This is a genomic window from Azospirillum sp. B4 (genome assembly GCF_000333275.1).
GTDB lineage: Bacteria > Pseudomonadota > Alphaproteobacteria > Azospirillales > Azospirillaceae > Nitrospirillum.
In genome coordinates, this window is record NZ_BACU01000587.1 from 1 (window position 1) to 10,271 (window position 10,271).

The following is a 10,271-nucleotide window of genomic DNA, read 5'->3' on the forward strand; positions in this document are numbered from 1 at the left end:
GTCAGCAGCAACCAATCCAGCAGCAACGGCACGGCGCCCGTGGCGGCGGCGGTCCACGCATCCGTCAACGCCGTCTTCGCGTTGCCGTCGCGCAGGGACAGGCGGCCGAAGCACAGGCCGGCCGCCGCCAGGGCGACCAGGAACAGGACGATGGGCGGGGCCTCGGCGCCTCGGCCCAGGGCGGTGGTGACCCACAGCGCGGCGCCGCCCAGGACGGGCAGGCCCAGCCAGGGGGCCGGCAGGCGCCAGCCCACCGCCAGGGTGGCGGTGTTCAGCAGGGCCAGATAGCCGAACAGCGCCCAGGCCGAAGGATGCTCCGTGGGCACCAGGGCGGGCACCGCCAGGCCGCCGCCCAGGCCCAGCAGGGCGATGAAGGCGCCGGCGGGCCGCCCGTCGCTGCCGCCGTGGCTCAACGCCAGCAGGAAAGCCGCGGCCGACAGGGCGGCCAACCCCGCGAAGGTGGCGCCGGCGCCGATCAGCCCGTGCAGGGTGTGGGCGGCATAGATGCAGGCGAAGGCGATGGCCAGGCCGGCCGCGGTCAGCGCCGCGGGGATGGAGGCGATGTGGAGGGCTTGGCCCTCCCCCGGACCGCGTCGGCGCAACTGGTCGCCCGCCGCCGCCAGGCCGACACCGAACAGCACCCCCAGGCTGAGGCGCACCGCCGGGCCCAGCAGACCCTGGTCCACGGCATACTTGGCCAGGAACACGCCGGCCAGCGCCACGGCCAGGGCGCCCAGCCAGACCAGCCAGCGGGTGCCCAGCGCCTGCTCCAGGCCGGGGGCCGCCGGCACGGGAATTTCCTGGGGTGGTGGTGGAACGGGCGGTGGCTCCGGCTGGGGGGCCATGGGGACCTGGATCGGCGGGGTGGCCACGGAGCCAGTGTCAATCGCGGGCGCGACAGGTGTCCTTCCGCCCTCCAGCGCCGCCAGCCGCTGGGTCACCGCGTCCAGTTGGGCGCCCAGGCGGCGCAGGCGCTGCTCCGCCTTTTCGGCACGCAGCAGGGCCCACAGGGCCACCAACAGGACGATAAAGATCAGGAAGGCCATGCCGGTCCCAAGGTCGCGCTTATACCAACGGCATTTGATCGTGATCGCTCAAATGCCCCTCAATCGCCGGGCGCGGCCATCCGGCCACTTGGCTTGTCCTCGATTTCCAGTCCGCCTGCGGCTCCCTGGAAATCTCCGACGCCCGCAGTCGCGGGCTGCAGCGGCACGAGCCAATATCTCGTGCCGCTGGTAACCTATTCATGATAGAGCGGATTTACACGATCAGGTGATTCCACCTGATCGCGTTCCGCTCTAGTGACAGGAAAGGTAGTGCATTTCCACGGGCGGCGCAGTCGCTATCGGTCGCGTCCTTCCGCTCCGGAAAAGCGACAGGCCCGGGGCCGACCGTCATGGTCGATCCCGGGCCTGGGCTTGGAAAGGCGGTGGGTATGGGGAAGGGTCAGCTGGCCGGCTGGTTCTTCATCCATTCCTCCAGCCAGCGGATGTCATAGTCGCCGTTGATGAAGTCCGGCTGGGCGATGATGCGCTGGTGCAGGGGCAGGGTGGTGTCGATGCCGCCGATGACGAATTCCTCGATGGCGCGGCGCAGGCGCATCAGGCATTCGTTGCGGCTGTTCCCGTGGACGATCAGCTTGGCGATCATGCTGTCGTAGTGGGGCGGCACGCGATAGCCGTCGTACAGCGCGCTGTCGACGCGCACGCCCAGGCCGCCGGGGGCGTGATAGCCGTCGATCTTGCCGGGGCTGGGGGTGAAGGTCACCGGGTTCTCGGCGTTCACGCGGCATTCGATGGAATGGCCGTTGAACCTGATGTCGTCCTGGCCGTAGCCCAGCGGCGCGCCGGTGGCCACCCGGATCTGTTCCCGCACTAGGTCGACGCCCGTCACCATCTCGGTGATGGTGTGCTCGATCTGCAGGCGGGTGTTCATCTCGATGAAGTAGAACTGCCCGTTCTCGTACAGGAACTCCATCGTGCCGGCGCCGCGGTAGCCGAAGGCAGCCGCCGTCTTGGCCGCCAGGTTGCCGATGAAGGCCCGCTCCTCCGCGTTCAGCGCCGGCGACGGCGCCTCCTCCACCACCTTCTGGTGGCGGCGCTGGATGGAGCAGTCACGCTCGCCGAAGTGCACCACGTTGCCGTGATGGTCGCCCAGCAGCTGGATTTCGATGTGGCGCGGCTTGGCCAGGTACTTTTCCATATAGACCTGGTCGTTGCCGAAGGCGGCGCGCGCCTCGCCCCGGGCCAGCTGGTAGGCCTCCCGCAGCTCGGATTCGGCCCATGCCACCTTCATGCCCTTGCCGCCGCCGCCGGCCGCCGCCTTGATCAGGACGGGGTAGCCGATACGGGCGGCGTTCACCAGGGCCGCTTCCACAGTCTCCACCGGGCCGTCGGAGCCGGGGACGACCGGCAGGCCCAGGTCCAGCACCGTGCGCTTGGCCGTGACCTTGTCGCCCATGATGCGGATGTGTTCCGGCGACGGGCCGATCCAGGCGAAGCCGTGCTCCTCCACCATCTGCGCGAACTGCGCGTTCTCGGACATGAAGCCGATGCCGGGATGGATGGCGTCCGCCCCGGTGATGGCCGCCGCCGACAGGATGGCGGGGATGTTCAGGTAGCTTTCCTTGGCCGAAGGCGGGCCGATGCACACGCTCTCGTCCGCCAGGCGGACGTGCATGGCGTCGGCGTCGGCGGTGGAATGCACCGCCACGGTGTGGATGCCCATCTCGCGACAGGCGCGGTGGATGCGAAGCGCGATCTCGCCGCGATTGGCGATCAGGACCTTCTCGAACAGGCCGGCCATGGTCAGACCCTCACTCAATGATCAGCAGGACTTCGCCGTATTCGACCGGCTGGGCGTCGCCCGCCTGGATTTGGGTCACGGTGCCGGCCTTGGTCGCCTTGATGGGGTTCATGACCTTCATGGCTTCGATGATCAGCAGGGTCTGGCCCACCTTCACGGTGTCGCCGACCTTCACGAAGGTGGGGGCGCCCGGCTCCGGCGCCAGATAGGCGGTGCCGACCATGGGCGACTTCACCGCGCCCGGGTGCTGGGCCGGGGGCATGGCCGCCACAGGGGCGGCGGCGGGCGCCGCGGCGGCGACCGGGGCGGCCGCGACCGGGGCCGCCACCATGGCCGCCGGCGGCGCGGCGCGGGACAGGCGGATGCGCTTTTCGCCTTCCGCGTATTCGATCTCGGTGAGACCGGTCTCGCCGAGAAGCTCGGCCAACTTGCGCACGAATTCGCTGTCGAGTTCGAAGGTCGCCATTGTCATGATCCTGGGTACTGGGCTGCGGTTAAGCCGCCGATGGGTCGGTCGATTTCAGGGGTGGGCCGGTTCCGTTCCGGGTTTCGGCCCGGTGTCAGGCGGGCTGCGGGCTGTCGGTCAGGCGGGCCGCCGCCTGCAGCGCCAACAGGTAGCCCTGTGAGCCGAAGCCGCAGATGACGCCCTTCGCGACCGGTGACACGTAGGAGTGATGCCGGAACGGCTCCCGCCGGAAGATGTTGCTCAAATGCACCTCGACCACCGGCAGGCCCACGGCGCTCAGCGCGTCGTGGATGGCGACGGACGTATGCGTGTACGCGCCGGCGTTCAGGATGATGGCGTCATGTTCGCCACGCGCGTCCTGTATCCACGTGACCAGCTCGCCCTCATGGTTGGACTGGCGGAAATCGATCTCCAGGCCCAGCCGCGTGGCCGTCTCCTGGCAGGCGTTCTCGATATCCTCCAGCGTCTCCGCGCCATAGATGTGCGGTTCGCGAATCCCCAGCATGTTGAGGTTCGGCCCGTTCAGGATCAGGACGGAGGGCGCGATGGCCAAGGGTGTATCGCCTTTGCGTACGTACGTGTCAAAAACCGGACGTGCGGGAGTATGCGTCCCCAACGCGGTGTCCGTCGAAGGCCGCTTTATAACACGGGCGGCAGCGGGGGCAACAATTCACACGCATGGCCGCCCGCACGGGAACCATGTCTCCCGTTCCCGGAACCGGCCTAACGCCTACTGCGGTCAGCTCTTGGCGGCGCGGGCCTTGGCGAACAGGTCCTTGAAGGCGTCGGCGCCGATGGCGCCCGGCACCAGGGTGTTGCCGACCACGAAGCCCGGCGTGCCGTGGATGTTCAGCGTGTCGGCCAGCGCCAGGTTGGCGTCGATCTCCTTCTGCACGGCGGGGGATTCCATGTCCTTGGCCAGGCGGTCGGCATCGGCGCCGGCGTCCTTGGCGATGGACAGGATGCGGTCCTTGTCCAGCTTGCCGGTGGCGGCCATCAGGGCCGCGTGCACCACGTCGTACTTGCCCTGCATGTTGGCGGCCAGGGCCGCCTTGGCGGCGATGACGGAGGCCGGGCCCAGGATGGGGAATTCCTTGTAGACGATGCGGACCTTGCCATCCTTCTTCACGGCGGCGTCCAACTCCGGCTGGGTGTGCTTGCAGTAGCCGCACTGGTAGTCGAAGAACTCGACCAGCGTCACGTCGCCCTTCACGTTGCCGCCCACGGGGGAGGCCTTGGAGGCGAACAGCTCGTCCTTGTGCTTCACCAAGGCGTCCGCGGCGGCCTTGGCCTCCTCCGCCTCGCTCTTGTCCTGAAGGGCCTGCACCGCCTCGGCGATCACCTCGGGATGGGCCAGGAGGTAGTCGTGGACGATCTGCTCCACCTGCGCCTTGTCATAGGGGCCCTTGTCGGCCACCGGCTTGTCGGCGGCCAGGGTGGGGCTGGCGGACAGGCCGGCGAGCGCCACGGTGGCGTAGAGGGCGGCGGCAAAGGTACGCGGCATCGACACGAACTCCGGATTTGCGGCCCTGCCCCTGGGGAACCCGCGGGGACGGCGGCGAAGGCCGGCAGAATGGACCAGCCCGCGGCGGGGCGCAATCCCACAGCGCCATGTGCGATTGGCCCACAGCGCCGCACGCGGCCGGGGGGGGGCGGCGTGACGGGCTGGCCTACCGCTTCGTACATCCGTAGGATGAGGGGATGCCGTGCGCCATCCATCGTCGCGCTTGCCAGGGATGCCGCACTGTGCGGTCATGAGATGGGCCCAGGGCACGCGGAAAGCGGGCGGGACACGAGGGGTTTCCGTACCCGGGGCACCCCCCTGGGGGACGAAGGTGGGGTTGCCATGACCATGGCGGATGATGATGACGACTTCCTGTTCCAGGACGAGGAAGAGGACGATGAGGCGGACGAGGGCTCGGAACTGGTCCCCGGCCTGCCGCCTTGGCAGGTGCTGATCGTCGACGATGATCCCGAAGTCCACGCCATGACCCGTCTGGTCATGCGCAAGTTCGCCTTCCAGGGCCGGGGCCTGGCCTTCATCTCCGCCTATTCCGCCGGCGAGGCGCTGACGGTCATGCGCGGCGAAAACGACATCGCCATGATCCTGCTGGATGTGGTGATGGAAAGCGACGACGCCGGTCTGAAGCTGGTGCCCAAAATCCGGGACGAGCTGGGCAACCGCGCCGTGCGCATCATCCTGCGCACGGGCCAGCCGGGCCAGGCGCCGGAGGACGATGTCATCGCCGGCTATGACGTCAACGATTACAAGGCCAAGACGGAGCTGACCGCCCGCAAGCTGATCACCGCCACCATCACGGCGCTACGTGCCTATCACCACATCCGCACGCTGGAACGGTCCTGCCAGGGTATGGAACGGGTGGCTGGTGTGGGCCTGTGCCATATGGCCATGTCCGGGTCCTCCGCCGCCGCAGGAGCGGCCCTGGACCAGATGGCCGAGGTGCTGGAACAGCCCGCCGATGGCCTGTTCTGCGTCATCTATGGCACCGACCGCCTGTCGGCCCGCATCCTGGCCGGCCGCGGGCGCTATCAGGATGCGGCGGGCCATCCCCTGGCCACGGTGGCCGACACTGGCGCGCTGGCCACGTCGCTGCGCGGTGCGGATGAACTGCGGCATGAGTTCACCGACGATGCCATGACGCTGGTGTGGCCGCTGACGGCGCAGGCCTCGGGCGGCGGGTCGGACGGCGGCGCCATCGCCTTGCTGCATCTGCATCTGGCGCGTCCCTTGGATGAGATCGCGCGGCGGCTGGCCTTGCTGATGATGATGCGTATCGCCGACGCGCTGGTCACCGCCTGGGCGTTGGAACAGGCACGCGATCCGGCCTGACGGGGCGCTGTCGCCTCGGCATGCCTTGTTCAAAATTTTAACCATGCTACATGTCCGCTTAGGTTGTACCGCCTGAGCGAAGGACATGGCCCCGTGCGCAACTTTTCCCTGATCTTCCGCATCGCCATCATCATGGCCATCATGGTGGTGTCGATGCTTGCCATCTCGGGCGCCCAGGTGTGGAGCCTGCGCCAGGCCATCTATGCCGAGCGGGAGCAGAAGCTGCACGACATGGTCGGCAGCGTGCTGAAGCTGATCCGCACCTATGACGACGAGGTCAAGGCCGGGGCGCTGCCTCTGGAGCAGGCGCAGGAGGCGGTGAAGAAAGCCATCCGCGCCATGCGCTGGGGCGATGGCGACTATTACGGCGTCTATCAGTTCGACGGCGTCACCCTGGTCCACGCCAATCCCAAGAACGAAGGCGTGAACCGCATGGAGTTCAAGGATCCCCAGGGCACGCGGGTGGTGGCGGAGATCATCGCCGCCGCGCGGCGGGGCGGGGGCCTGACGACCTATCTGGTACCGCGCGGCACGGCTGGCGCCGCCGTGCCGGCGCCCAAGCTGGCCTATGCCGCCCCCTATGAGCCGTGGAAGTGGGCGGTGCAGGCGGGCGTCTACATCGACGACATCGACGCCGCCCTCTGGCGCCAGGCGCTATGGACCGGGGGCTCCACCCTGCTGGTGCTGCTGGTGGCCGGCCTGTTCACGGTGCTGATCGCCCGCAGCATCACCCGCCCCCTGGCCGAACTGTGCCACACCATGGACCGGCTGGCGGCTGATGACCTGTCGGTCGACATCCAGTACACGGCCGATCGCAGCGAGATCGGGCGCATCGCCCGGGCCGTCGCCCTATTCCGTGAGCACATGCGGGGTGCCGCCGTGTTGCGCGCCGAGCAGGCGCGGGCGGAGGCGGAGGCCACGGCCCGGCAGCGCCAGGCCCTGACCACCGTCGCCGACACCTTCCAGGAGCGCGTCGGCGGGGTGGTGGGCACCGTCACCCAGGCCTCCACCGATCTGGAGCGTCTGGCGGGCGCCCTGACCGAGGCGGCCGACCAGGCGCTGACCCGGGCGAATGCCGCCTCCGGCGCCGCGGCCGATGCCTCATCCAACGTCAACACAGTGGCGGCGGCCAGCGAGGAACTGTCGGCCTCCATCCGCGAGATCAGCGCCCAGGTGGTCCGTTCCGCCGCCATCGCCGGAGAGGCGCTGGCCGTGGTGCGGGAGACGGACGTGGTGGTGGAGGGTCTGGACAGCGACGCCCGGCGCATCGGCGAGGTGTTGAACCTGATTCAGGCCATCGCGGCGCAGACCAACCTGCTGGCGTTGAACGCCACCATCGAGGCGGCGCGGGCGGGCGAGGCGGGCAAGGGCTTTGCCGTCGTGGCCAACGAGGTCAAGGGCCTGGCCAACCAGACGGCCAAGGCGACCGAGGAGATCGCGGCCCAGGTCACCACCATCCAGGGGCGCAGTGGCCAGACGGTGGCGGCCATCCGTCGCATCGGCGCCACCATCGCCGATGTGAACGAGCTGACGGTCACCATCGCCTCGGCGGTGGAGCAGCAGAGCGCCGCCACGCAGGAAATCGCCCGCAACGTCCAGCAGGCGGCGCAGGGCATCGGCGATGTGGCGGACAGCCTGGGCGACCTGACCGGCGCGTCGCGTGCCGTGGGGGACGCCGCCCAGGGCGTGACCGGCTTGGCGGAACGGCTGTCCACCCAGTCCACTGTGCTGGATCGCGAGGCTGCGGGCTTCCTACGCACGGTGCGGGTGGGCTGACGCCCGCCTTCACCGCCGCGTCTCGGGGGATAAATCAGCGCCCGCCGGGTGGCCCGCCCCGGCCGCCGCCCATGCCACCCATCGCCGTCCCGGCCCCGGACGTGCCCAGGCCGGTGGGGCCGCTGCCGATGGTGGTGCCGCCGGAGGTGGTGGCGATGCTGGGGAAGCTGGGGCCGCCGGTGGACACGCCGCCGGTGGACAGCGCGTCGTCCGGCATGCGGCCGGTGGAGATGATGGGGATGTCGGGCGACACCAGGCCGTTGCTGGGTGCCAGTTGTGGCCGCATGTTGTGCGGCAGGCGGCTTTCCACCAGCACGCGGATGTCCTGCGCCCGCACCCAGTCCGGCGATCCGGCGGGCAGCATCTGTTCCGCCCGGTCGGCGTGGTAGCGGGCGGCACGGATGTCGCCACGGGCCAGGGCCTCCTCCGCGCGGGCATAGGCCAGCTGTGGCGCCATGTCGGCGCGGGCGTAGGCGCTGGCCAGCAGCAGCCAAGTCAGCTCCACCAGCGGCTCGTCCCGGGCGGAGGCGCGCAGCACCTCGATGGCTTCCCGCACCAGCTTGTCGTCGCCGGCCTCCAGCAGGGCGTGGCCCAGGGCCATGCGCAGCTGGGCGCTGTCGGGGGCATACTTGACGGCGTTGCGGTATGGCTCCACCGCCTCCTTGGCGCGGCCGTTTTCGAACAGGATTTGGCCCTTTAATTCATAAAAATAGGGGTTTTTCGGTTCCTGCTCGATCAGGCCGTCGACGATCTTCAGACCCTTGTTGATATCGCCCACCTGATAGTAGGCGATGGATCGGGCATAGCGCGCCGGGATGCTGGTGTCGCTCTCCGGATACTTGCGCAGCGCCAGGTCGGGATGGATGAAGCCGTACAGCTTGGCCCGCATGCGCTGGTGCATGTCGTAATAGGCGGACGGCATTTTGGCGTTGGTGAACTTCGAGATGTGGTCGACGAAGTTCTCGATGTACTCGATGCGGTTCTTGGTCAGCGGGTGGGTCATCAGGAACTCCACCTGCTTGGTCTGCGGCAGGCCGGCGTCCTGCCGGTGCAGCTTCTCCATGAACTCCAGCATGCCCTTCGACGAATAGCCGTTGGATTCCATGTAGGACAGGCCGGCCTCGTCGGCCGAAGCCTCCTGCGCGCGGCTGAAGGCGAAGAAGGAGCGGGCGCCCAGTTCCTGCGCGCCGGCGATGCCGCCCATGGCGGCCCCCCCGCCGTCGCCCCGCCGGGTGCCGCCGATGGCCGCCGCGACGCTCAGCAGGGTGGCCAGGGTGGACAGGATGACGGCGTTCTCGATGGCGTCGCGCGACCGCACCTGGTGGCCGCCCGCCATGTGGCCGGTTTCGTGGGCCATGACGCCGATCAGCTGTTCAGGCGTGTCGGCGGCCATGATCAGGCCGGTGTTGACGAACATGTTCTGGCCACCCGCCACGAAGGCGTTCAGCTCGTCATCGTTGACCAGTACCAGGGTGACCGCGTCCGGGACGATACCGGCCGCGCGGAAGATGGGGGTGGCGAAGACGCGCAGCGTGTGCTCGATTTCCGCGTCACGCACCAGGTTGATGCCACGGTCCTGGGCCATCACCGGCTCCACGGCCAAAACCGTGGACAGCAGGCTGACCAATATCAGGCGGGCAAGGCGGCGCGGGCGCAAGAACATAGTCAATTCCATCGGCGGTGCCGTCGATACCCGAACAGACGAGCAGCAAGGCATGACCCCTACCTACTCCAAGGACGAATTTCCACGCGCGGCAGGGCAACCGGCTGTCGCTGTACGCACCAGTACCATTTCACCCTTCATGGTGATGGAGGTACTGCGCGCCGCCAATGCCCGGCAGGCCGCCGGCGGCGACGTCCTGCACCTGGAAATAGGCCAGCCGTCCACCCCGGCACCGAAGGGGGTGATCGCCGCGGCCGCCCACGCCCTGGCCGCTGATCGCCTAGCCTACACCGATGCCCTGGGCCTGCCAGCCTTGAGAGAGGGCATAGCACGTTGGTACCAAGATCGCCATGGCGTGGTGATCGATCCGCATCGGGTGGTGGTGACCACGGGCTCGTCCGGCGCCTTCCTGCTGGCCTTCCTGGCGGCCTTCGATCCCGGCGACCGGGTGGCCCTGGCGGCGCCGGGCTATCCCGCCTACCGCAACATCCTGAAGACGGCGGGCCTGGAGCCCGTGGAATTGCCCACGGGGCCCGAGACCCGCTTCCAGCCCACGCCGGCCCTGCTGGACGGATTGCTGGCGCAAGGTCCCATCAAGGGCCTGATCGTGGCCAGCCCGTCCAACCCCACCGGCACCATGCTGGACCCGGCGGCCATGGCGGCGCTGGGCGACTGGTGCCGGCGGCATGGCGTGTGGCTCATCTCCGATG

At 68.8% G+C, this 10,271-nt stretch carries 9 protein-coding genes; 3 read left to right on the plus strand and 6 right to left on the minus strand.

Features of this window, described 5'->3' with window-relative positions; all coding sequences use genetic code 11:
- The 5 genes from I55_RS26450 to I55_RS26470 all read right to left on the minus strand — a co-directional run.
- A partial coding sequence (locus I55_RS26450) for a DUF2339 domain-containing protein (RefSeq protein ID WP_044563725.1) occupies positions 1 to 1,046 on the minus strand: 1,046 nt, incomplete at its 3' end.
- A 400-nt stretch (positions 1,047 to 1,446) separates the two neighbouring features.
- Positions 1,447 to 2,796, minus strand: coding sequence for an acetyl-CoA carboxylase biotin carboxylase subunit (gene accC, locus I55_RS26455; RefSeq protein ID WP_044563727.1), 1,350 nt, complete (start codon positions 2,794 to 2,796; stop codon positions 1,447 to 1,449).
- Positions 2,797 to 2,815: 19 nt separating this feature from the next.
- Positions 2,816 to 3,271, minus strand: coding sequence for an acetyl-CoA carboxylase biotin carboxyl carrier protein (gene accB, locus I55_RS26460; RefSeq protein ID WP_044563726.1), 456 nt, complete (start codon positions 3,269 to 3,271; stop codon positions 2,816 to 2,818).
- A gap of 94 nt (positions 3,272 to 3,365) precedes the next feature.
- Positions 3,366 to 3,824, minus strand: a complete 459-nt coding sequence (gene aroQ, locus I55_RS26465) for a type II 3-dehydroquinate dehydratase (protein WP_083901455.1) — start codon at positions 3,822 to 3,824, stop codon at positions 3,366 to 3,368.
- Positions 3,825 to 4,010: 186 nt separating this feature from the next.
- Positions 4,011 to 4,775: a DsbA family protein gene (locus I55_RS26470; RefSeq protein WP_083901456.1), complete on the minus strand. Its 765-nt coding sequence runs from the start codon at positions 4,773 to 4,775 to the stop codon at positions 4,011 to 4,013.
- Positions 4,776 to 5,117: 342 nt separating this feature from the next.
- Here I55_RS26470 and I55_RS33525 point away from each other — a divergent pair, with 342 nt between their 5' ends.
- Entirely contained in the window at positions 5,118 to 6,122 is a 1,005-nt protein-coding gene (locus I55_RS33525; RefSeq protein WP_049974522.1) for a DUF3369 domain-containing protein, read from the plus strand.
- 93 nt (positions 6,123 to 6,215) lie between these two features.
- Positions 6,216 to 7,898 (plus strand): methyl-accepting chemotaxis protein, encoded by a 1,683-nt coding sequence (locus tag I55_RS26480; protein WP_044563731.1) that lies wholly within the window; start codon positions 6,216 to 6,218, stop codon positions 7,896 to 7,898.
- 34 nt (positions 7,899 to 7,932) lie between these two features.
- Here the strand turns inward: I55_RS26480 and I55_RS26485 are convergent, their stop codons facing one another.
- Complete coding sequence (locus I55_RS26485) at positions 7,933 to 9,561, minus strand: M48 family metalloprotease (protein ID WP_064742541.1); 1,629 nt, start codon at positions 9,559 to 9,561, stop codon at positions 7,933 to 7,935.
- 52 nt (positions 9,562 to 9,613) lie between these two features.
- On the opposite strand from I55_RS26485, the gene I55_RS26490 reads away from it, so the two are divergent.
- A partial coding sequence (locus I55_RS26490; RefSeq protein ID WP_148293979.1) for an aminotransferase class I/II-fold pyridoxal phosphate-dependent enzyme occupies positions 9,614 to 10,271 on the plus strand: 658 nt, incomplete at its 3' end.

Bases quoted from the DNA above. Each gene is read 5' to 3' on its own strand.
- accB (WP_044563726.1), bottom strand. From the start codon at position 3,271: ATGGCGACCTTCGAACTCGACAGCGAATTCGTGCGCAAGTTGGCCGAG.
- I55_RS33525 (WP_049974522.1), top strand. From the start codon at position 5,118: ATGACCATGGCGGATGATGATGACGACTTCCTGTTCCAGGACGAGGAA.
- I55_RS26470 (WP_083901456.1), bottom strand. From the start codon at position 4,775: ATGCCGCGTACCTTTGCCGCCGCCCTCTACGCCACCGTGGCGCTCGCC.
- I55_RS26485 (WP_064742541.1), bottom strand. From the start codon at position 9,561: ATGTTCTTGCGCCCGCGCCGCCTTGCCCGCCTGATATTGGTCAGCCTG.